We start from the raw sequence: 22901 nt of genomic DNA, 5'->3' as shown, positions 1-22901 counted from the left end.
AAAGGCCTATGACGGTGAAGTTAAGACAATGGCAAAGCCAATGCGTTGATGCGGCGTTGGTACGATACCAAACTCAAAGTCACTTTATGTGTTTAGCCACGCCAGGTGCGGGTAAAACTATTATGGCTGCAGAACTAGCTGCAAGACTGATTGCTATGGGGAAAATTGATTTTGTGCTGTGCTTCTCTCCATCATCAGAGGTGAATGACAGCATTCGCTCAACCTTTTCAAAGCGTCTGAACAAGCGATTTGACGGGCTAATGGGTGCAATTGGTAATGTCTATACCTATCAGTTCATGCCCTCCTTAACTGAGGCGTTTTGGCAGCTCTTACGAACACATAAAGTGTTTGTGATCATGGATGAAGTTCATCATCTAAAGGGCAATCTTCTTAGTAATGCCAATGCATGGGGAGAAGAGGTACTACTAAACATTCAATATCATGCGGCATATACGTTAGCGCTTTCTGGTACACCTTGGCGCTCAGACAAGGCCCCTATTGTGCTTTCACGATTCACTGAACCAGATAATACAATCCACTGTGATTTTAGCTATGGATTAAAGCAGGCAATTGCGGATAACGTCTGTCGTCAGCCTAATATCGTTTTAATTGATAACAACAAAATCAAACTAGAAATTGATCAAGAGATTGAGACATTTGCATCTATAGCTGAGCTCTTGTTAGGCCCAAGATACAGTTATCAAGCGTTAATAAATCATCATCAAATAATGCATTATATGTTGAATCAAAGCGTTAAAAAATTAGCTGAAATACGCCTGAGTAACCCGAATGCCGGCGGTTTAGTTGTCGCGGCATCAATTAAGCATGCGAAACGATTACTCCAAATACTTGTCTCTGATCTTAAACAAAGTGCGTGTATCGTGACATCTAACTCAAAGCATCCTTCCTGTATTATTGATGGATTTCGACAAAGTCACACCCAGTGGATTGTTAGTGTAGGGATGATTTCTGAAGGTACTGATATCCCTCGGCTGCAAGTATGTTGTCATTTGAGCCGAATAAAAACTGAAATGCATTACCGACAAGTGCTAGGTCGAATATTAAGGGTTAATTCAAATGAGGCTCAACAAGCTTGGTTATTCACGTTAGCAGAATCAAGCCTGACAGAGTTTGCTTATAGAATTGACCAAGATTTACCGGAGCAATCTGTGGTTATCGAGCAGACTGGATCACAGGATTTAGACCTAGAGTTACCGCAATTAACATCGAGTGAGGCTACCCAAGGGAATATAGGTAATAAGTTACATGTAGATCTGTCAGGTTTTTCATTATCCAATACTAATGGGCGTGCTAGCGCTTCACATAAGTCAGCCATTGACGAAGAGAACTCTTACAATTTGGCATTGCTAGGTTCATATAAAGAGCAAATCGTCAGAATGTTTGATAATTATTTACTCAGTAGCTGAGCCAAGGTTTGTGGTTTAGAAAATACTCTAGCAATCAGCATTTCTTCTGCTGACAATGCATTTGAGTTATACCTAGAATGCTCAAAAACTTCAGAAATCAGAATATCCTCTATTGGTTGAGTAAATGGATTATTTGAGACAGTCCCTGATGTTCGATTGAAAAGTGTTGTATAAGCGTCCGCAAAATGTTGATTTTCTAGCGTGTTAGCACCTGCGAGTAGCGCATTCTTCAATGCTTCTAAAAGAAAGTGTTTTAGAATCCTATTTTCACCTCTACAGGCTGCAAATAAGGGAATTGCCACATGTTTATCTTCCAGCTTGGGAGGCTCCTCAAAGGGCATGTACTTAGCTAAACCCATCAGATATTGGCGGTAATACTTGCTGTCTTTTTGAAGACTAAAATATTCAAGTTTTCTTCTTCTCACTAAGCGAGATGACCACTGTGGTTCTTCTGCAATTTGTTCGGCCCAAGGCATACCGACTAACACAATAGGAACTCTGGCTTCTTCACTTATATACTTGAACGCATTTGCAATCAGCTGTCTCTCTTGAACTGTTTTGAACTCGATTAATTCTTGAAACTCATTAATGATAAGCAGCTCAACTTTGGCTTTAACCAAGTTATCGACCAGTTTTTTCCTCAAGTCAGTGGCATAGCCATGCTTCTTTCTTTGATGGCTTCCAAACAGTTCAAGATCCATCAACATCTGAGTTAGTGTTGCATCTAATCCTTTGCCACTAGATATACGACTAACTAGAACTGGTATAGATTCACGTCCGTAATTCTGGCTAGCTAATACTTGTTTTTTATAGTGGTTAATTAGATGGCTTTTGCCTACTCCGGTATCTCCCGTTAAGAGCATACATTGCTGATCTGATTGAAAAGTTCGATTAAACCTTAGTTCATCAAAATCATTGAAAATGGTTATCAACTGAGGATGCATGACAATACAGTCGCTAAATTTACCCAGTTGTTCAATTTGAGTAGGACTTAATGTCTTCATTCAAAAGCCTCTAAATCGTCGTCCCAGTTTTCGAAAATATGGATTTGTTTAGCTGCTGATTTATTAGGTAAAAGTAAGCTCTGATCATCACTTTTCATTTTTATCGTATTTTGGCCTGTGCTACTCACATCAGCCAACTGAGCCTGTTTCTTAACCGCTGTAATTTTTGCTTTGGTTTTGGATGCTATAAATGCTTCTTGCTCTTGTTTAACTCGAGCATGAATAGCCATACGCGCTTTAGCTAATCCCAAATCATCCTTCCCTTCTCGAATAATCTCACGATTAATTTTCTTAATCACTTTATGCTCATGAAGGCTCAAACCGTGGGTATAATCACTATTATCAGTACAGGGGACTTTAAGATAACCGCCTAATTCCTCGAGGTAAACATGGATACTCGATAGATCATCAGGGTCGACTTTAATGATTTTTTTGATGGTTTCTTTGGTTTGTGGGTAATGCTTTCTGTAATCGGCCAAAGCAGTAGAGTCATACATTAACTCTTCAAATTTGAAACCATTTCTGGTTAATGTTCGCTCATCTGAAATACCCATCAGCACAGTAAACCGTTGTTCGTCCTCTGCACTCATCTTTAGTGGCGGGTAAATATCAAAGCCACGCTGCCACTGTTTTATAGGAATTCGTGTTTCACGTGAGTTTGAATCTTGATGATAAATATCAACAACCCAGCGATGGAATTCTTCAACAAAAGTAGAAAAGCGCATAATGGCGTCTTTTTCCGGTTTATAGTCTTCTTTTGCTAGGATATTCGAGAAGGTTTTACCTGGCATTTCGGCTAAAAAGCATTCGTTAATCATCCCGAAAAAACGTTCTACAAAAGGCTTTAACCAAGGTTTACGAACTGGGTTATATTGAATGTTTATTCCTGCCTCTTTACAGGCATGCTCTAAACTTTTCGACCAAAATTCAGCTCCGTTATCCACAACTAGGTTTTCAAATTTACCATAGCAAGGCCACTCATTTTGAAGCTCTATATCAAGACCTTCAAGTGATTTAGGTTTTATTGCATGTACGATTGCCTTGGCAGCTGAAACATATGAAGGCGACCGATAGCTTAAGTGAAATCCCAAAACACAACCGCTGAAAACATCAACAATCAAAGTTAAATAAGGTCTACCAATTGGGATAGATAATTCATCGTCAATCAGGATTAGATCTAGTGGAGTGTGATCGATTTCTACCCGTTCTAATATTCGCGTTGGGGGAATATGGGATGAGCAATATGCAAACCATTGATCTGCTTTAAATTTACCATGCCGCGCTACTGCAACAGGATAAGGAGGTAATGACTTTATTCTTTGGTTAAAGCTTTTATAAGAAATGATAGGAATTTGTCCATCAACAATGCTCTCATTTTCAATTGTGATAGCGTCTCTATAGTATTGATATGCTGTAGATACTCTAGGTCTTTTGGCATCTAGAAAACGAGTTAGTGCTTGCTCAAAAAAAACTTCATCCCCCTTAACTCGACTTGTTCTATTACCCATTTTGTGTCGCTTAACGACTAATGATGCAAGGTCACCATCACTTTCAATGTAGCTTTTACGCCAACGGACTAACGTTCGCCAGTTAGGCCGCTTGTCCATGGCTGTAGTAAAAAGAACATCAAGAATTGGATCTAGATTTTTTTGAGTCCATCCACCAGAAATTTTTTTGTCTATGAAGACAATGAGTTGATATTTGTTTAACGCATTGTCTCTTAAAAATTCAGGGAAGGTATCTAAGTCTCTTTTGACTAATGCTGTATCTTCTAACTTCACATATTGAATCGGGGTATCTGGTTTTTTAACTAATTCAGACTCACTAAATTCATCCTCAAAATCCATCATTCAATGCACCATACCGCTGGATTACAACCAAGATCATCCTGGCTTAAGTTCGCCTTAACCAATCCTTTATGCATAAGGGAATACAAGTGTGAACGGATTTCCCCTAATGCTAATGATTGCTTTGCAGCCACATCGTTAACACTAATTTTTCCTGTTTTTTTTATAAGATTGAGCAGTTCAACTTGAATGTCGCTCAAGCCGTAAACTCCCGAATATCGATGCAAAATTTTAAGATTATTTAGAATCGGGTTTACACGGATTTGACGTTCAGTGACCAAGATAAGATCTGCACCTAAAGACTGAGCAGCCGCTTTCTTTGCTAGAAATCTAGCCCTAAAGATTGGATCGAATGTTTTACTATAAGGTTTATATTCATGGAACTTTACTGTCCCATCAAAAAACTGAATTATCGCATCAGGAGTATAGGGCAATCTTTTGCCCTCAAAAGCGTAATAGAACCCTTCAGGCTGGCTACCAAACACCTCTATACAATCATTGTATTCATGATGAAAGCACGCATCAAACTCCAATGAACTTTCACACATTATCGTTTCGCTAACTTTTGCGCTAGCGAATTTAAATACGTTTTTGTTCGGTGATGGTTTACGTAAGCTTCTTATATACATAAGTATAATTCGAACGAATAATGTACATTTAGCATACTGACATGCAGTTTATTGTCAACCTATGGGTTATTAATTGTTCAACATACTAATATTAAAGAAAATGGCTTTTGTAACATGATTACAAAAGCCATTTTTATGTCATTGAATGAGTTAATTTTGTCAGACTATGGGTACATTATGTCAGTGTATGGGTTCAGCGACAAGTGCTTATACGTAAGTATTTATACTTGGGTGATTGTTATTTCATCGCAGCTTTTACATACACATCGAAACGGTTTTTCTTAGTTTTAATAACGGTATTAGGCTTCACGCCGTCTAAATCTTCAGCATAATCGGGACGCTTAACCACCACACGCTTAGTTGCTAAAGCGAGCGCTGGCGCAAGCAGGCCATCAGCATCTAAATCGGCGCCAACTAAGGATTGAAATACACGCATTTCCTTTTTCACTAAGGCCGATTTATCACGGTGTGGATACATAGGATCAAGATAAACCACGTCAACGTCTTGCTCCAGTTTCGCGAGTGCTTCTAGGCTAGAACCAGGGAACAAACGCATCCGCTCACGCATCCAATCACCGATTTCGGCATCTTGATAGGCGCGGCGCAGACCATCTTCAAGCAATGCCGCAACCACAGGATGACGCTCAACCATAGTGACTGTACAACCTAGGCTCGCAAGCACGAAGGCATCGCGCCCTAAACCTGCAGTACCATCAACCACACTCGGCGTGACGCCTTGCTTTAATCCCACCGCTTTAGCGATCGATTGCCCACGACCACCACCAAATTTACGTCGATGCGCTACGGCGCCAGTGACAAAATCGACCACTATGCCATCGAGCTTAGGTTCATCACGTTTATACAGTGATAAGGTATTTGATTCAAAACGCAATTCGAAGGGAGCATTCGCATCATAGACAAGTTGCCAACGCACACAAATCTCCACAAGTGTCGGGTATTGCTGATTGAAAAAGACTGGAATAGGCAAAGGGACCACTGTTTATACAATTAAAAACTGCGGTCATTATGCCAAAAGCAATCTTAGCTGAATACTGTCTTGGCTTGGCCAATTTACCCTAAGGACTATTATCCCTATAATTGCCCTTATGAATGCGGGTATTCCACCTGCACCACTCACCTTGGAAGATTCCATGTTAAGTTACCGCCATGGTTATCACGCAGGCAATTATGCCGATGTGTTGAAACACGCCATCTTGCTTCAAACCTTTCAGCTGATGCACAAGAAAGACAAACCACTTGTGTATATCGATACCCATGCGGGTGCAGGTGGTTATGCTTTAAGCGATGAATTTGCACAAAAAACCGGTGAATACCTCGAAGGCGTAGCTAAGCTTTGGGATAAAACGGATTTGCCGCAATCGCTGCAGGACTATGTCGCCGCAGTGCGTCATTTTAATGAAGAAAACCCTGATGAACTCAACTTCTACCCGGGTTCGCCCGCCATTATAGACATGGAATTAGGGCCTAAAGATCGCATGGTGCTACACGAGCTGCACAGCACTGATTATGTGTTACTGGACGATTACTTTTGCGAAGATAGACAAGTTAAAGTACTTAATGGTGATGGTTTACAAGGTCTTATCGCCGCAGTGCCGCCACTAGAGCGCCGCGCTTTGGTACTGGTTGATCCAAGTTATGAGATGAAAACCGACTATCAAGATGTGGCCGAAACACTGATAAAAGCGCACAAACGCTTTGCCACTGGGGTTTTCCTATTATGGTATCCAGTCGTGAATCGTGCTCAAACCGAGGGCATGTTATCGCGCCTTGCTAACAGTGGTATTAAACGCCAACTACGCATAGAACAAGCAATCAAGCCCGATTCTGATGAGTTTGGTATGACAGCAGCTGGCTTATGGGTCATCAACCCGCCTTGGCAGTTAGATGAAATTGCAACTGAGTTAATGGATTACTTAGGTAAGACACTCGGACAAGCTGGCGGTAACATTACTGTGAAATGGGAAGTGGGCGAATAACGCTCTATTTTAATGGCAGCAAAAAATTAAATTTTAGCTGCCATTAACCTGCTATTTAGGATCTAATATCCAGCCGTTAAGCCCCCGCCTGCTCACGATAACGTTTCAATAAAATCTTTACTCGCTCAACATAGGCTTGAGTTTCAGGATAAGGTGGAATGCCATTGTACTGCACTACCGTTGTCGGCCCCGCATTGTAGGCGGCACAAGCCAATGCCACATCACCGTTAAACTGTTTTAGCATTTGTGCCAAATATCGACTGCCCCCTAAAATATTTTCTTCAGGCAAAAAAGCATTTGCCACGCCCATCTCTTTGGCTGTGTTTGGCATCAATTGCATTAAGCCCATCGCACCGGTACGCGAAACGGCACGCGCATTAAAAGCAGACTCGGCATGGATCACTGCGCGGATTAGGGCGGGGTCAAGCTGATGTTTATGCGCTGCATGGGTGATAACTGCATCATAATTAGCTGTAAATAGACGGATACCATTCCAATCAATGGTTGAGTCTGGGCGGCAGGCAAAACAGTCATAGAGTAAGATTTGATAGGTGCTATTAACGGGAGCTTTGTCGGTAAAGACAGTGACACCATTAGTTTGCTGATATTGGTAAATCTTAAGTTTCTCTAGGCCTTCACGGCTGACGATACCATTATCGGAGTAACGCGCAACAATACGTGGTTTTGAGTTCTCGCTAGCCTCTTGCGCATAAGCACTTGGTAATAGTAGTAAACTCAAGCCCAGCGCGACTAGGCTGCGAGACGATAAACAAGATGCTACAGTCCATCTACGGGTAAGTGGTGAACGAATAGGCAACATCAGAGTCCCGTATGCTGGTTAAGTTTAAGTACTTCAATAATAGCAAAGAGTTGTTTCATCTCGCGGTTTATCTGACTAAATTCAGCGGAAAAAGTCGCCCCATTGAAAATAGACTGCATATTAAAATGGATACTGCGATTCGGTAAAAACATCATTAGCTTATTACGAAAAAAAGCACATTGGATATCCCTGCCAAAATGTTTGGCAAGTTGCTGTAAGCGTTCCATAAATGCCGTGTTTAGCAAGTAACGTGACTCCACTTGATCCGTTGAAAACACATCAAACTCTTTTTCAAATTGCGGATCTTCAAGCTTTACTCGTGTCAGCCCTGCATAGTTATCGGATACAAAGTTAACTAACCCGCCACGGTCTCGCAGCACTACTGTGTGGCCGGTAAACGCCTTATGGCTACTCAGCTCAACCACTAAGCCGCGAAATAGGGTGTGAGTGCGCGTAACGGTTCTTCGTTTATTGCTATTGATACCCTGCGTTTCAACTGTCACTTTTTTAGTCAAGGTCAGCTCATTAATCATCAAGTCAACGCCTTGATAGCAGCCTTGAATATAGTTGCCAAAGCGTACTTTATCAAAATGTGGCAATACCTTAGCCGCAACTAACCGATTCATGTCGAGACGCATTTCGCGGTTATAAACAAAATCATCACCAAAATATTTAAACATCAGTGGATAAACATATTGTTGCACCGACTGTTTAAAATCGCGAACTGGGGAAAAACTCCACCAACCCAATCCAAGTAACGCAAGCAATGGCAAAGGAGGAAAATAAGCCGCTCCGCTGCGATAGCCAATAACAGTGAGCAAGGTGAGCCCAAGCACTATTATAAAGCTCAAATACAAGCGTTTGCGCGCAGCCTTAAGGCAGGCCACGCGTTGAGTTTCATATTTGCGACTGATGGGGGCGATATTTTTATCGTAATACGCTTGTAGCTGAGGCAAAGCCTCTAAATCTGCTGACAAACTTACCGGGCCGCGAACAGCGCGAATCGGGACACCTAAAATAAAAGTTAATATATTCATATTGATGTCATCGTATTGCAGGGTGATCAATCACCCGTCGCGATAAAGTTACAAATATTCGGCTGCATCAACGGGCGCTTTTGCCGACTCACTGACTTCATAAAATGGCATTACTTTAATGTTCGCCATAGAAGCGATGATAGAACCGGGGAAAATTTCGACGGCAGTGTTTAGCTCAGAAACCGCCGAATTATAAAAACGCCTCGCAGCGGAAATATGGGCCTCGACCTCGTTATAGGTCTGCATCGCCTGCAGCATAGTGTTGTCGGACTTGAGCTCAGGATAGTTTTCTACATTGACCATCAATGTGCCCATTTTATCATTCAACCGTTCAGCCTGAGCTAAGTGCTCTTTAACCGCCTTAGGATCGGTCTTGGTATAGCTGCTGCTCAGTTGAGTTCGTAATTCGGTGATTTCAGTTAGCAGCGATTTTTCATGATCCATAAATCGTTTGGCTATTTTTAGAATATTAGGCACAAGATCAGCACGCTTGGCTAACTGCACATCAATACCCGATAGAGCTTCGAGCGCGGTATTACGCTTTTTGACTAGGCTGACGTACCAAAGATAGGCCACGATAAAAATCAGCGTTAATCCCAATAATAATTTTTCCATCTTCCATCCTTAGGTTTCTTATTCTTATTAGCAGAATACAGCTAATCATAAATGAGTGGAAATTTCACCTACAGTACAGATTAAGACGATCAAATGCTGTGCTGGTCAGAGCTGATGAGGGGATTACGGCTATTTAGCATCCAATATCCCCACTAAATGCCGTAACTGGGACGACAACAAATAGTGATCCTGACGATTAAAAAAGCGTAATCAAAATATAAATTTAACGATATTCAGCTCCGATACAGCAAATAACGACTATAGTGATATGGCACAACATTAGGGCATCCAATTTTGCTCGTGAATACTGGACTCTCCGAGAGTCCATTTTTTTTATACTATTTTTGCCTCATCACTTCCGCAAAACCAATCGCAACATTTAAGTTTCAATTAAACCTTAACAATCATACTTCTTGGCTAATTTTTTAACTTTCACCTTGATGTTTATCCAGCATTCTATATCCGCAATCATCTCTCTGCGGTCTTATTGGCTAATGGCGTATTTAGAGTCAAGGGAATAGCACTGCGTCAAGGTCGATATAAAGGAAAGATAATGAGTGTTAACTCCAGTGATATCACCAATAAAAAAGCTTCAGGCCCACAACATAGTGATATCAGCGCCAGTGGTTGGTTTGTACGCTTGCTCAATGTTGTCGAACGCTTAGGTAATCTACTGCCACATCCAATCACCCTATTTGCACTTTTCTGTATCGCAGTCATTATTGCTTCAGGTATTGCTGGCTACTTTGGACTGACCGTTATCGATCCTAGGCCCATAGGATCTCACGGTCGTAGCGCCGACGGTTTAATCCATGTTGTAAGCCTGATGAATGCTGAAGGCTTACGGATGATTGTCTCGAATCTTGTGACTAATTTTACCGGTTTTACACCGCTCGGTACTGTGCTGGTGGCACTACTGGGCGTTGGGATTGCTGAGCGTTCTGGCTTATTATCTGCAGCCATGCGCACCTTGGTCATAGGCGCTTCAAAGCGATTGGTCACTGTAACCACAGTGTTTGCTGGCATTATGTCTAACACGGCAGCGGAACTTGGTTATGTCGTATTGATCCCTATGGCGGCAATGATTTTTCATTCTCTTGGCCGTCATCCTCTCGCGGGTTTAGCTGCCGCATTTGCTGGGGTTTCTGGCGGCTATAGTGCCAACTTGTTACTGGGTACTGTCGATCCTTTATTATCGGGTATTACCGAAGTTGCCGCACGTATGATAGATCCTGATTATAACGTCGGCCCAGAAGTAAACTGGTACTTCATGTTTGTCTCAACTTTTGTAATCACTTTTCTTGGCGCCTTTGTCACCGAGAAAATTGTCGAGCCTAAGTTAGGTAAATATCAAGATGATGATGCGGATGAAACCGTACTGCAATCGATGGAAAGTGTCAGTGCCATTGAAATACGCGGCCTAAAATGGGCAGGATTGTCTATGTTAGTGCTCACTGCCATCTTAGCACTTTCAGTCGTACCAGAAGGTGCACCACTGCGACATCCAGAAACAGGACTTATATCAGGCTCACCATTCCTTAAGGGGATAGTCGCCTTTATCTTTATCTGCTTTGCTATTCCGGGTTTTATTTACGGTAAAATTGTGGGCAGTATTAAAAATGATAAAGATGTCATTAATGCCATGTCCCACAGTATGAGCACTATGGGAATGTATATTGTGCTAGTGTTCTTTGCAGCGCAGTTTGTTGCCTTCTTCAACTGGAGTAATTTAGGCGCGGTGCTAGCTGTATTAGGCGCTGATGGCCTGCAATCTATTGGACTTACTGGCCCAATCGTATTTCTATTTTTTATTGTGCTCTGCGGCTTTATCAACCTAATGCTGGGCAGCGCCTCGGCTCAATGGGCTATTACGGCACCGATTTTTGTACCTATGCTGATGCTGGTGGGTTATGCGCCCGAAACAATTCAAGCGGCATACCGTATTGGAGATTCAGTGACTAACTTAATCACACCTATGATGAGTTACTTCGGTTTAATTTTAGCGGTGGCTTGCCATTACCAAAAGAACCTAGGTATCGGCACACTGATTGCGACTATGTTGCCGTACACTTTAGTGTTTTTTGTAGGCTGGACAGCGTTTTTCTTCCTATGGGTATTTGGTTTTGGCCTACCAGTAGGACCAGGCGCAGCGACTTACTATACACCTTAGATACACATAAAAATCGTAATAAAAAGGGCGACGATGATGAAGTCGACGCCCTTACTTTATCAGGTCGATTCTAATCGTATAACCATTCCATCAACAGGCTGCAAATCATCAAAAAAATACCTAGATTAAACACATAGGTCTGCAATGCAGATTTTTCTGTCGTGTTCTCGGCTTGTGACACTATCTGGCTGACAGGCATAAAAAACAGCTTAGGCGCTAACCCCATAGCCACAAATAATACCGCGCCACCGACGCAACGGGTTAACTCAGGCAGAATAAGCTCAAGCCAATAAAACGTATAAACACCATAAGCCAAAATAGCCAGTGCTATGATATGGCATACCATTCCTACGATAAGTTGCTTAGTTGCAAGATTACCCCACGAAAATACCATGTCACTCCTATACTCGCTTTTACGCTAACGATTGCTGATATTCGCGCGCAGTTTATCTCGTCTGTGATTAATCTGCACCCACGCAGACCAACCAAATAAAATACCACAAATGGGGTAAATACAGAGTGCTTTTTGCAGTTCTACCCCAAATGAATCGTCCCATATAAAATAATTTATCAAAGCGACGATAAGCGATGTCAGCATGCCCCAATAAAGTACACCAACAACTAAAATACTGTGCAACTTACCCTTAGCGATTCGCGCATCTAATTCTTGTAATTCCAACGTAGAATCGTGCATATTTTCCCTGTCAGTAATGATGACCTAAATCTAATATGCCACAGCTGACTGACTATCAATATCGTTATTTATACTGATACGCTCATATGTAAATAACAAAAAGCCCTGCTATTGCAGGGCTTTAGTGTAGAGAAAACTAAGCTTATTCTGTTGGGGTTGGTTTCTCTTCTTGACCTTTCTTCTCGCGCTTACTGAAGATGCGCTCCACTATCACAAAGAATAATGGTACAAAGAAAATACCTAAGAAAGTCGAGCTCAACATACCACCAAGTACCGCAGTACCGATGGCATTTTGGCTACCAGAACCCACACCCGAGCTAATGGCTAATGGCACAACACCAAGGCCAAAGGCGAGAGACGTCATTAAGATAGGACGTAAACGCACACGAACCGCGTGTAACGTTGCCTCGACCAAGCCAGAGCCTTTCTCGTAGAACTCTTTAGCAAACTCTACAATCAAGATGGCGTTCTTGGTTGCTAAGCCCACCGTAGTTAACAACCCTACTTGGAAGAACACGTCATTGGGTAGCCCGCGACCATTCATCGCTATCAATGCGCCGATAATCCCGAGCGGAACCACAAGCACAACGGCAAACGGGACTGACCAGCTCTCATAAAGTGCTGCCAATACTAAAAAGACCACTAAGATAGATAGCGCATACAGAGCTGGCGCTTGGTTACCCGACAGACGTTCTTCGTACGACAAGCCATTCCACTCAATACCAAAGCCTGGCGGTAACTGCTTTACCAAATCTTCCATAATAGTCATCGCAGCACCCGTACTGAACCCTGGTGCGGTTGCCCCTTGAATGTTCATCGCTGGTAAACCATCGAAGCGTTCTAAACGTGGAGAACCATATTCCCATGCCCCTGTTGCGAAGGCAGAGAAAGGTACCATGTCACCGCTATTATTGCGTACGTACCACTTATCTATGTCGCCTGGTTGCATCCGATATTGCGCATCACCTTGCACATACACTTTTTTCACCCGGCCACGGTCAATAAAGTCGTTCACATAAGAACCACCCCAAGCCGTAGCGAGCACGCTGTTGACACTGGCAATTTCAATACCTAATGCACTCAGCTTAGCGTGATCAACGTGTAGCTGATAGATTGGTGCATCTTCTTGACCGTTAGGACGTACGCCAACCAAATTAGGATTCTGCGCCGCCATACCGAGCAGCTGATTACGTGCCGCCAGTAACTTATCGTGACCTTGGCCGTTCTTATCCTGCAGGTACATATCGAAACCGTTAGCAGTACCTAATTCGATTACTGCTGGCGGCACGAAAGCGAAGACTAAGGCATCTTTCATCTGGCTAAATGCACCCATGGCGCGACCAGCGATAGACTGAACATCCATCCCAGGCTCTGAACGCTCAGACCAATCTTTAAGGCCAACGAAAGCTAGACCCATGTTTTGCCCTTGACCGGCAAAACTAAAGCCCGCCACGCTAAACACTGAGTTTACGCCCTCTTCAGCCATAAAATGATCAGAGACTTTTTCCAATACTTTTAACGTGCTTTCTTGCGTAGAGTTAGTCGGCAAAATCGCTTGGGTAAACAAAATACCTTGGTCTTCATCGGGCAAGAATGCGGTAGGCATGCGGATAAAAATCCAACCTACGGCAATAACTAGCACCACATAAATCGCCATTACTCTAAAACCGCGCTTAATGATACTTGCAACGCTAGATTCATAACGGTTAGTTAAGTTGTCAAATGTGCGGTTAAACCAACCGAAGAACCCAGTTTCAATATGACCATGGCCCTTTTTAAGCGGTTTAAGCATAGTCGCACACAGTGCCGGTGTTAACACCACTGCGACCAGTACCGAAAGCGCCATTGCAGAGACAATAGTGATCGAGAATTGACGATAAATCACACCCGTTGAACCCGACATAAATGCCATAGGGACAAATACGGCCGACAACGTCAGACCAATACCCACTAAAGCTCCGGTGATTTGATCCATCGATTTACGGGTGGCCTCAAGTGGACTCAAGCCTTCTTCTGCCATCACCCGTTCGACGTTTTCCACCACCACAATCGCATCATCCACCAACAGACCGATAGCAAGCACCATAGCAAACATGGTTAAGGTATTAATCGAAAAACCAGTTATCGACAGAATCGCAAAGGTACCTAAGAGTACAACAGGTACTGCAATAGTCGGGATCAGCGTTGCGCGGAAATTTTGCAGGAACAGGTACATGATGATAAACACCAGTACAATCGCTTCAAGCAGAGTATGCACCACACCTTCAATCGATTGCTCAACGAAAGGCGTTGTATCATATGGATAAACAACATCTAGTCCCTGCGGGAAGAACGGCTTCAACTCGGCAACTTTTTCACGTACCGCAGCAGCCGTGTCTAACGCGTTAGCGCCCGTTGCGAGCTTAATTGCTAATCCTGCTGCAGGTTTACCGTTATACAACGACACTACTGCATAACTTTCAGAACCTAACTCAACACGTGCTACATCACTTAAATAGACGTTTGCGCCTGACGTATCTGATTTAAGGATAATCTTGCGAAACTGTTCAGGTGTTTGTAATCGGCTTTGAGCCGATACGGTCGCGTTTAACTCTTGGCCAGGCAATGATGGCGAACCACCTAATTGTCCCGCTGATACCTGAGCATTCTGCGAACGAATTGCCGACATGACATCTAAGCTGGTTAAATTATATTGGGTTAATTTCAGCGGATCTAGCCATATGCGCATCGCGTACTGGGCACCAAACAGCTGAATTTCACCTACACCCGCAACACGGCTCATAGGGTCTTGAATGTTTGCACCAACGTAGTCAGCAATATCGCCTTTATCTAACGAACCATCAGACGATACAAAGGCCAAAACCATTAGGAAGCCTGAACTCGATTTGTTAACGTTAACGCCTTGAGACTGCACTTCTTGCGGTAACAGGGTCATAGCACCCTGTAACTTATTTTGCACTTGAACCTGTGCAATATCAGGATCCGCCTCCGCATTAAACGTTAGCTTGATCTCTGCATTACCAAAACTATCACTGGTTGAGGCAATATAACGCAGGTGGTCAATCCCTTTCATCCGTTGCTCAATTACCTGAGTCACTGAGTCTTCTACAATTTTTGCAGACGCACCGGGATAGTTAGCAGTGATTACCACGGTTGGGGGGGCAATACTTGGATATTGGGATACCGGCAACGAGCGGATCGAGAGGATCCCCGCCAGCATAATCATCAAAGCGATCACCCATGCAAAGATGGGGCGATCAATAAAAAAACGTGCCATAGCTATGCCCTATTGTGCTTTCGTTTCAGAAATAACTTTGGTAGTTACTGGAGCGCCGGGACGAATTTTTTGTAATCCTTCCACAATCAGCTTGTCACCAACTACTAAACCCGAAGTCACGCGCCACTGATTATCGATGACTTCCGCAGTTGTCACAGTTCTCGCTTCAACTATACCTTGCTCATTAACCACCATAGCCACAGCATCGCCCTTAGAGTTACGAGAGATCGCTTTTTGTGGTACTAAAATGGCCTGTGGATCGGTGCCCGCATTCAACATAGCGCGCACATACATACCAGGTAATAAAATACCTTCAGGATTAGGAAACTCTGCACGCAAAATAACCGAACCTGTATTTTGATCAACACTCACTTCAGCAAACTGCAACTTACCTGGATGACTGTATTGTGTGCCGTCTTCGAGTAATAATTGCACATCAGCATTATCAGATGCTTGCAGCTTACCTTGCTTCAATTTAGCTTTAAGGCGTAGTAACTGTGCGCTCGATTGAGCGATATCCACATTGATAGGATCAAGCTGCTGAATCGTCGCCAGCGTTTGGCTTTGATTTGCGGTAACTAACGCACCTGCAGTAACACTTGATTTACCAATACGCCCAGAGATAGGCGCTAGCACTTCGGTATATTGCAAATTGATTTTTGCGGTATTAATGGCAGCTTCCGCAACAGTTACACCCGCTAAGGCTTCTTTATATGCCGCTTCTGCGTCATCAAAATCTTGCTGACTGATAGCGTTAGTTTTGACTAACTGCTTATAGCGAGCTGCTTTTGCTTTTGCTGAGGCCAAACTCGCGTTTGCTCTAGCTAAATCTGCATTAGCGCTCACTAGAGCGGCTTTATAGGTTGCGGAGTCGATTTGATAAAGTGAATCACCTTGTTTCACGTTACTCCCTTCGATAAAGCTACGTTTAGTAATGATACCGCTAACCTGTGGTCGAACTTCCGCCTCAAGAAAAGCCTTACTACGGCCAGGTAACTCCACCAGAATCGCTTGAGTCTGGGCAACAACATTAAGGATTCCCACTTCCGTACTCTGTGGACCCGCACTCGCCGGAGCTTTATCTTCCTGAGGGCTGCAAGCTGCCATCCATAACGCTACGCTTATAACTGAGGCAAGTTTAATTGTCTGCCGCATGAGAACTCCTTCAAATATTAACTGCCCACATACCAGTACACTTATTGCGCTGACACGAGCGGTAATGGTAACTAAATCCGTTATTTATCTCATAGTCTATTGGGAGCAACAAGGGAGATAACGAAACTAAATTGTAAACTAATAAAAATTTTCACTGTTCAGGTATGGCTCAACTCAACGAATTGTTATTCGATTTAAAAAGTCTATTAAAGATGAGTCATTTTGTTAGCAGAGTGTGCCATAAAAAATTAATCGGCCGACTCCACATGTTGAATTTGTAACCTATGCATACACTGTAAATCGGTTACTAATGGCTTAACCGTGAATCAAATGAATTCTCTTCGACATAATGTGAGCATATTTCTCATAATCATTTATTTAGATGACAAGAACAGCCTTATAAATAGTCTTTATAATCTATTTTTAATTGGTTTAACCGTTAAAAACAGCAGATTTACATAAGATATTAGCAGAAAAAGCTCATACCGTTTATAGCTTAATTATAAATAGAGCGCGAATGAGTGCTGTGCATCATATCAAGTACTTTCCTGCGTTTAATGACAACTTTACATCATCAATCTACAGCAATCGAATCAGTACAAATATTACTGAGCGGGATATCTTAGTGATTCATCCAAAGCGGATCAAATAGCAAAGCCAAATTAGTGCCTCATAAAATGAGACTAAGACTCCCACAAATAAGACTTCTATAATGCAGGCAATTGTTCACAAACCTATTAACTCTAAGGCTAAAACTGATTTTTCATATTTATTCATATCTTTTCGTGATTGGTTCATCCTCAGTAACACCGCTATTCACAACTTACTTTTATGATAAAGGTGCGCTAACAACTCCCTTGATTAAACATAATGTTGAGATGATAACCATGACAACTCGCACCACACTCCTGCTCAGCGGAGCATTACTTACCTTTGCCATAAATGCTCAAGCAGCTGATGATAATCAACTCTTGGGTGGCACGATTAATGGTAAACTCAATTTTACCTCCGATTATGTATTTCGTGGTGAATCTGAAACTTTAGATGGTGATATCCCCGCAGTACAAGGCACTTTGAGCTGGAGCCACAATGAAGGCTGGTATGCTGGGGTGTTTAGTTCCAACATTAAATTTGCCGATCCCAATTTAGAAATCGTCACCGCTCCCTTTGTCGGTAAAGCGGGCGAATTTGGCAACTCTGGCTTCACCTATGATGTCATGTTGTTTTCATACCTTTATCCAGGTGCATCCTATTCAAATTACACCGAACTCTGGCTAAAAGTCGGTAAGCAGTTTGGCAGTGCTAATTTACAATTAGAAGTAACCCCAACACTTGATGACTGGTTTGGGGTAGATGGCTGGCAAGGCGTAAACTACGCGCTGCACCCAAGTTATCACTTCACCAATGGTGTAAAAATGTCGGGTTCTGTCGGTTACCAAGATTTAAGCGGTGAAGGTGCCGAAGGTTGGGGGCACTGGAACCTAGGTCTTAGCAAAGAGTTCTACGGACTGAGTTTTGATGTTCGTTACCACGGCAGCACAGTTAATAACGATCATAAAGTTTATGGCACTCAGACTGAAATCTTCGATGACAGATTTGTAGTTAGCATAAGCAAAAGCTTTTAAGATTAGCGCGGTTAGCCTGTCTAGGATACAACGTCTCAACAAGCGTATAATCATTTGATACATAAAGCTTTGACCAGCCATCGGCTGGTCAGTTTGCATTAACATCAGGCGTATTACACTAAATCCGATTATCACCCACGCTACAAGCCAATATGCGGCTAATATCGGCCAAACAACGACCTGACTGCTGTTGCCACTGATTAAACACCGCTTGTACTTGTTTAAGTGCAGTCTGTGATGTAAAGCCAGCATCCACGAGCTTATGTGTTTTAAAATACCCCTTTACATCATCGGTTAACAAGAAAGTATCTTTCCCAATACCGCGCAAAAAATATGGCCCCGTATTACCACCTAATCGCGTACCGCGTTTCTTTAACAATGCCCATAAACCGATAATATCTTGCGTTGGCCAATCGGCAATTAGCTGCGCTAAACTGCCATGATCACGCGCAATATCGTGGATCATTAACGCATTATCATAAATAGCTTGGGTCTTTTTTAAATGACGAATTAAAGTTGCATCACTCGCGCGAGTTTGAATTTGCTCAGGTGATAACATCAATACCTTGTGTGGTTCAAATCCAAAAAAAGACTTCTCATACTCAGGCCATTTGTTAACAACTACCCGCCACACAAAACCACTTTGAAATACCTGTCGACTCATCGCAGACAATAACTCGGCATCACGATACCGGCGGATCTCATCATCAGTTAAACAACCTGACAGCAAAGCTTCGAGCCCAGCGGAACCACCTTTGCGATCACTGGCTCTGGCATAAATGGATGAGAAACGCTCTAACTGATTCATATAACTACCTTTAAACTGATTAAATTCTGACACTTTAAATACAGCATTAATAATACCGATTTTAATCCCCAATAGATCATTTAGCCTCATTACAAAAATGGGATTCTCTCGAGCATTTTTAAAACAAACTCTTATAACAAACGCCTCAATTACGACTAAAGTTAAAGCGTGAAATCAAAAAAAGACTGGTTTTGGAGCCTGTATCTATGGAGTTTTTTTATCACCCTTTATCACGCTATTCGCAAAAGGTACTAATTGCACTTTATGAGAAGCAGGCCAACTTTGACGCCATAACTGTCGATTTACGCGATCCGTTCTCACGCCAAAAATTCTATCAACTGTATCCACAAGCAAGAGTGCCTTTACTTAAAACCCAAGATGAACAGCTAATCCCCGAATCCAGCATTATTATTGAATACTTAGACAGGCATTTTTATAGCAGTACCCAACTTCTACCTACGGAGCCAATGCATAATTTACAGGTCAGACTATTTGATCGCATTATCGATAATGATATTAGTAACCCATTACTTCAATTAGAAAAAATGAAAGATATCGACAACAGTAACGAATTTGAAATTAAGAAAATAGAGAAGCAATTACTATTACAATTTCAACACTTAGATGCACAACTCGCACTGCATCATTGGATCTGTGGCGACAGTTTTACACTCGCTGACTGCGCTCTAATACCATGTTTAAACTATGCTTTTAAAAATTTAAACCTGTTAGATTTTGACCAAGTAGTACGCTATTGGCAACAAGCACAACTGCGCGGGGCTTGGATGTTAGTACAGGAGGAAATACTATTGATTGAGCAGGAGGATAATAGAGAGAAAAGAGGCATCCCCTAGGCGAGCATGCCTCTGTAAAATCAAATGTTACGCTCTTTCTTTAACTGTAAAAATGCCTTCCACTTAATTACTTCGGGTGGCAACTCAGGCGCGGGTTCGTTATACCCCGCCTCTTTCACGAGTACATCCAGCGGTATTTGCTTACGCTTACACACAAACACTCCACGCACATGCACGATACAATGCAGGCCACGCTCACTTACGAAGCGCTGTTCAATATAGAAATATTTCTCATCCCAACCGACAACCTTGGTTTCAATCTCAAACTGTTGAAAAGGCTTAATATCACGAATATAGGTAAATTCGGCGGCATTGACGATTGGCATCCACTTCAACTTTATAAAGCGCTTTAGCAAACCCATCTCAGCCAACATATAAGTCCGCGCGAGATCCATAAAGGCGGGATAACGGGAGTTAGTCAAATGAAAATTGATATCACAATCGCTCGGCAAAGCACGATAAGTGATGCGACTGGTGCCGAGAAAGTCGATCTCACGGCAGTGGCGCATACGCCAAAATAATAACCAAAACAAACGAAAATACAGATTCATAGCCAGTCACCCTTGAAATAAGAGCCACAGGCTAACAGAGGTCATACCACAGGGCAAGCGAGATCTAGGTCACAAAAAAGGCGCTATCAGGCGCCTTCTTACTGTGTAACTCAGATTATTTTGAGCTCATTACATCAACATAATTAACGGATTAAATATGTTGATATGATTGACTAACAATGACTTATCTAGCCTGTTTATGCAGCAATGCCTGAGTGTCTTAACAGAGCATCGATATTTGGCTCACGCCCCATAAACTGCTTGAATAAGTCCATAGGTTCAGCTGAGCCGCCCATTTCGAGGATATTATGCAAGAAACGACGACCGGTTTCAGGATTGAAAATACCTTCATCCTCAAAGCGCGAAAACGCATCCGCCGACAGCACTTCGGCCCATTTATAGCTGTAATATCCTGCGGCATAACCGCCCGCAAAAATGTGGGCAAAACCATGTTGGAAACGGTTAAAGTCTGGTGGTGTTAATACGGCCACCTGACGACGCACTTCATCTAAGGTTTCTTGAATGCGCGCCCCCTTAACAGGATCGTATTCATGGTGCATTCTAAAATCAAACAACGAGAACTCAAGTTGACGCAGCATCGTCATACCAGATTGGAAGTTTTTCGCCGCCAACATTTTATCTAACAATGCTTTAGGTAATGGCTCGCCCGTTTCGAAGTGGCCAGAAATTTCAGCTAACGCTTCTTCCTGCCAGCACCAGTTTTCCATAAATTGGCTTGGTAATTCGACCGCATCCCAAGGCACACCGTTGATACCCGACACGCCAGCAACATCGATTTTGGTCAGCATATGGTGGATACCGTGGCCAAACTCGTGAAATAGGGTCGTCACTTCATCGTGGGTAAACAACGCAGGTTTACCATCGACCGGACCATTAAAGTTACAGGTCAAATAAGCCACTGGCTTTTGTAAACCATGGGCAGTTTGACGGCGCACACGGCAATCATCCATCCAAGCACCGCCACGTTTACCGGTGCGAGCATATAAGTCGAGGTAGAAACTGCCTCTGTGTTCACCTGTTTCATCAAAAATATCGAAGAAACGAACATCTTTATGCCAACGATCAAACTCTGTTTGCTCAACGATTTTAAGGCCAAACAAACGCGATACTGTGTAGAACAATCCCGAGAGCACTTTATCTTCTGGGAAATAGGGGCGCAGAATTTCCTGTGAAATCTCATACTTATGCTGCTGTAGCTTCTCGGCGTAGAAACTTAAGTCCCAAGATGCCATCTCAGTCACGCCATATTCAGCCTCGGCAAAAGCTCTTAACTCAACCAGTTCAGCTTTAGCTTGATCCTTTGAGCGCAGTGCTAATTCATTTAAAAATGCCATTACCTGCGCTGGCGTTTCGGCCATTTTAGTCGCCAGAGATTTATCAGCAAAACTGTCAAAGCCTAGTAGCTGCGCGAGTTCATGGCGCAGCGCTAAAATTTCGTCCATTAACGGGCTGTTATCGAATTCACCGGCATTAGGACCTTGATCGGAGGCGCGGGTGACAAAAGCGCGGTAGCACTCTTCCCGAAGACTGCGGTTTTCGCTGTAGGTCATAACGGGTAAATATGAAGGGAAATCTAAGGTAAATAACCAACCTGTTAACTCACGCGTCTGCGCCATTGCCTTAGCAGCAGCTTTAGCTGAATCGGGTAAACCTGCTAGTTCAGTTTCATCGGTGATTAATTTAGTCCAAGCTTGGGTCGCATCTAATAATTGATTTGAAAAGCCACTGGTAAGCTCAGACAGACGTTTTACAATTTCGCCATAACGCACTTTTTGCCCGTCATCTAAACCAATCCCTGAGAGTTCAAAATCGCGCAGGCTGTGCTCAATCACTTTCTGCTGCGCTTGGCTCAATTGTGCAAATTGATCCGATGCACGTAGGGCTTTATAGGCTTCATATAAACCTTGATGCTGACCAACATAAGTGCCGTACTCTGACAATAATGGCAAGCAAGCATCGTGGGCAGTGCGCCATTCATCTGTGCTAGTGACTGAATTCATGTGAGAAATAGGTGACCAAATTTGGCTCAGTTCATCGTCAACCTGTTCGAGTGGCGCGACTAAATTGTCCCAAGTAAAAGGCCCTTGATGTTGTAATACCTCATCAATCTTAGCGCGAGACTGAGCAATAGCATGCTCAACAGCGACTTGAATATGCTCCGGTTTAATTTGTGAAAAAAGCGGTAATTTTGCGCCGCTAAGCAAAGGGTTACTCATAATGATTCCTCAACAATCTGTATAGGGTATAAATAAGGGCTAATGTCCCATTTATCAAGGCGAGAAAACCGATTGCCCACTTCGATAATCTTTACCTAGCGATTTTTTATTCGGAAAAATGCGAGTTGGTTCGCACTTTTTATTTACGCTTAAT

The 22901-nt window shown here is 42.8% G+C and carries 19 protein-coding genes; 5 read left to right on the top strand and 14 right to left on the bottom strand.

Annotation, left to right across the window (positions count from 1 at the left end):
• Positions 1-14 precede the first annotated feature (14 nt).
• The gene (locus tag C9I43_RS16985; RefSeq protein WP_107884716.1) at positions 15-1427 is read left to right on the top strand and encodes a DEAD/DEAH box helicase; all 1413 of its coding nucleotides are present in this window, start codon (positions 15-17) and stop codon (positions 1425-1427) included.
• Here the strand turns inward: C9I43_RS16985 and C9I43_RS16980 are convergent.
• The 4 genes from C9I43_RS16980 to C9I43_RS16965 form a co-directional block, all read right to left on the bottom strand.
• On the bottom strand, positions 1409-2431 hold the full coding sequence (locus C9I43_RS16980) for a TniB family NTP-binding protein (RefSeq protein WP_107884714.1): 1023 nt from the start codon (positions 2429-2431) through the stop codon (positions 1409-1411). The genes C9I43_RS16985 and C9I43_RS16980 overlap by 19 nt on opposite strands.
• Positions 2428-4281 carry a TnsB C-terminal domain-containing protein gene (locus tag C9I43_RS16975; protein WP_107884712.1) on the bottom strand — a complete coding sequence of 618 codons (1854 nt, stop codon included), beginning with the start codon at positions 4279-4281 and terminating at the stop codon, positions 2428-2430. The genes C9I43_RS16980 and C9I43_RS16975 overlap by 4 nt, the downstream gene beginning before the upstream one ends.
• Positions 4278-4826 carry a TnsA endonuclease N-terminal domain-containing protein gene (locus C9I43_RS16970; RefSeq protein WP_226060240.1) on the bottom strand — a complete coding sequence of 183 codons (549 nt, stop codon included), beginning with the start codon at positions 4824-4826 and terminating at the stop codon, positions 4278-4280. The genes C9I43_RS16975 and C9I43_RS16970 overlap by 4 nt, the downstream gene beginning before the upstream one ends.
• A 319-nt stretch (positions 4827-5145) precedes the next feature.
• Entirely contained in the window at positions 5146-5895 is a 750-nt protein-coding gene (locus tag C9I43_RS16965) for a class I SAM-dependent methyltransferase (RefSeq protein ID WP_107885201.1), read from the bottom strand.
• Between the two features lie 163 nt (positions 5896-6058).
• On the opposite strand from C9I43_RS16965, the gene C9I43_RS16960 reads away from it, so the two are divergent.
• Positions 6059-6904, top strand: a complete 846-nt coding sequence (locus tag C9I43_RS16960) for a 23S rRNA (adenine(2030)-N(6))-methyltransferase RlmJ (RefSeq protein ID WP_107885199.1) — start codon at positions 6059-6061, stop codon at positions 6902-6904.
• 76 nt (positions 6905-6980) lie between these two features.
• On the opposite strand, the gene C9I43_RS16955 is transcribed toward C9I43_RS16960, so the two are convergent.
• Genes C9I43_RS16955 through C9I43_RS16945 form a run of 3 tightly spaced genes read right to left on the bottom strand, consistent with a single transcriptional unit; the run spans position 6981 to position 9376 of the window.
• Complete coding sequence (locus C9I43_RS16955; protein WP_107884710.1) at positions 6981-7724, bottom strand: lytic transglycosylase domain-containing protein; 744 nt, start codon at positions 7722-7724, stop codon at positions 6981-6983.
• Complete coding sequence (locus C9I43_RS16950; protein WP_107884708.1) at positions 7724-8761, bottom strand: DUF3137 domain-containing protein; 1038 nt, start codon at positions 8759-8761, stop codon at positions 7724-7726. The genes C9I43_RS16955 and C9I43_RS16950 overlap by 1 nt, the downstream gene beginning before the upstream one ends.
• A gap of 48 nt (positions 8762-8809) precedes the next feature.
• Positions 8810-9376, bottom strand: coding sequence for a LemA family protein (locus C9I43_RS16945; RefSeq protein ID WP_107884706.1), 567 nt, complete (start codon positions 9374-9376; stop codon positions 8810-8812).
• Positions 9377-9929: 553 nt separating this feature from the next.
• Between C9I43_RS16945 and C9I43_RS16940 the strand changes: the two genes are divergently transcribed.
• Positions 9930-11546: an AbgT family transporter gene (locus C9I43_RS16940; protein WP_107884704.1), complete on the top strand. Its 1617-nt coding sequence runs from the start codon at positions 9930-9932 to the stop codon at positions 11544-11546.
• A 70-nt stretch (positions 11547-11616) separates the two neighbouring features.
• Here C9I43_RS16940 and C9I43_RS16935 read toward each other — a convergent pair whose 3' ends face one another.
• From C9I43_RS16935 to C9I43_RS16920, 4 genes are all read right to left on the bottom strand, one after another.
• The gene (locus C9I43_RS16935) at positions 11617-11940 is read right to left on the bottom strand and encodes a hypothetical protein (protein WP_076497313.1); all 324 of its coding nucleotides are present in this window, start codon (positions 11938-11940) and stop codon (positions 11617-11619) included.
• A 24-nt stretch (positions 11941-11964) separates the two neighbouring features.
• Complete coding sequence (locus C9I43_RS16930; protein ID WP_107884702.1) at positions 11965-12240, bottom strand: hypothetical protein; 276 nt, start codon at positions 12238-12240, stop codon at positions 11965-11967.
• A gap of 142 nt (positions 12241-12382) precedes the next feature.
• Entirely contained in the window at positions 12383-15517 is a 3135-nt protein-coding gene (locus tag C9I43_RS16925; RefSeq protein WP_107884700.1) for an efflux RND transporter permease subunit, read from the bottom strand.
• A gap of 9 nt (positions 15518-15526) precedes the next feature.
• Positions 15527-16672 (bottom strand): efflux RND transporter periplasmic adaptor subunit, encoded by a 1146-nt coding sequence (locus C9I43_RS16920; RefSeq protein ID WP_107884698.1) that lies wholly within the window; start codon positions 16670-16672, stop codon positions 15527-15529.
• Between the two features lie 878 nt (positions 16673-17550).
• Here C9I43_RS16920 and C9I43_RS16915 point away from each other — a divergent pair.
• On the top strand, positions 17551-18297 hold the full coding sequence (locus tag C9I43_RS16915) for a TorF family putative porin (RefSeq protein WP_107885197.1): 747 nt from the start codon (positions 17551-17553) through the stop codon (positions 18295-18297).
• Positions 18298-18415: 118 nt separating this feature from the next.
• Here C9I43_RS16915 and C9I43_RS16910 read toward each other — a convergent pair whose 3' ends face one another.
• Positions 18416-19105, bottom strand: a complete 690-nt coding sequence (locus tag C9I43_RS16910; RefSeq protein ID WP_107885195.1) for a DNA-3-methyladenine glycosylase I — start codon at positions 19103-19105, stop codon at positions 18416-18418.
• Between the two features lie 206 nt (positions 19106-19311).
• On the opposite strand from C9I43_RS16910, the gene C9I43_RS16905 reads away from it, so the two are divergent.
• Positions 19312-19959, top strand: a complete 648-nt coding sequence (locus C9I43_RS16905) for a glutathione S-transferase family protein (RefSeq protein ID WP_107884696.1) — start codon at positions 19312-19314, stop codon at positions 19957-19959.
• 20 nt (positions 19960-19979) lie between these two features.
• Here the strand turns inward: C9I43_RS16905 and C9I43_RS16900 are convergent, their stop codons facing one another.
• Both C9I43_RS16900 and prlC read right to left on the bottom strand, forming a co-directional pair.
• Positions 19980-20510 (bottom strand): thioesterase family protein, encoded by a 531-nt coding sequence (locus C9I43_RS16900; protein ID WP_107884694.1) that lies wholly within the window; start codon positions 20508-20510, stop codon positions 19980-19982.
• A 197-nt stretch (positions 20511-20707) separates the two neighbouring features.
• On the bottom strand, positions 20708-22747 hold the full coding sequence (prlC, locus tag C9I43_RS16895; RefSeq protein WP_107884692.1) for an oligopeptidase A: 2040 nt from the start codon (positions 22745-22747) through the stop codon (positions 20708-20710).
• Positions 22748-22901: the final 154 nt, after the last annotated feature.

The organism is Shewanella morhuae, assembly GCF_003028295.1.
In the GTDB taxonomy this organism is placed as follows: Bacteria; Pseudomonadota; Gammaproteobacteria; order Enterobacterales; family Shewanellaceae; genus Shewanella; species Shewanella morhuae.
Note: the sequence above shows the minus strand (reverse complement) of the source record. Positions and strands in the feature narration are given on the sequence as shown.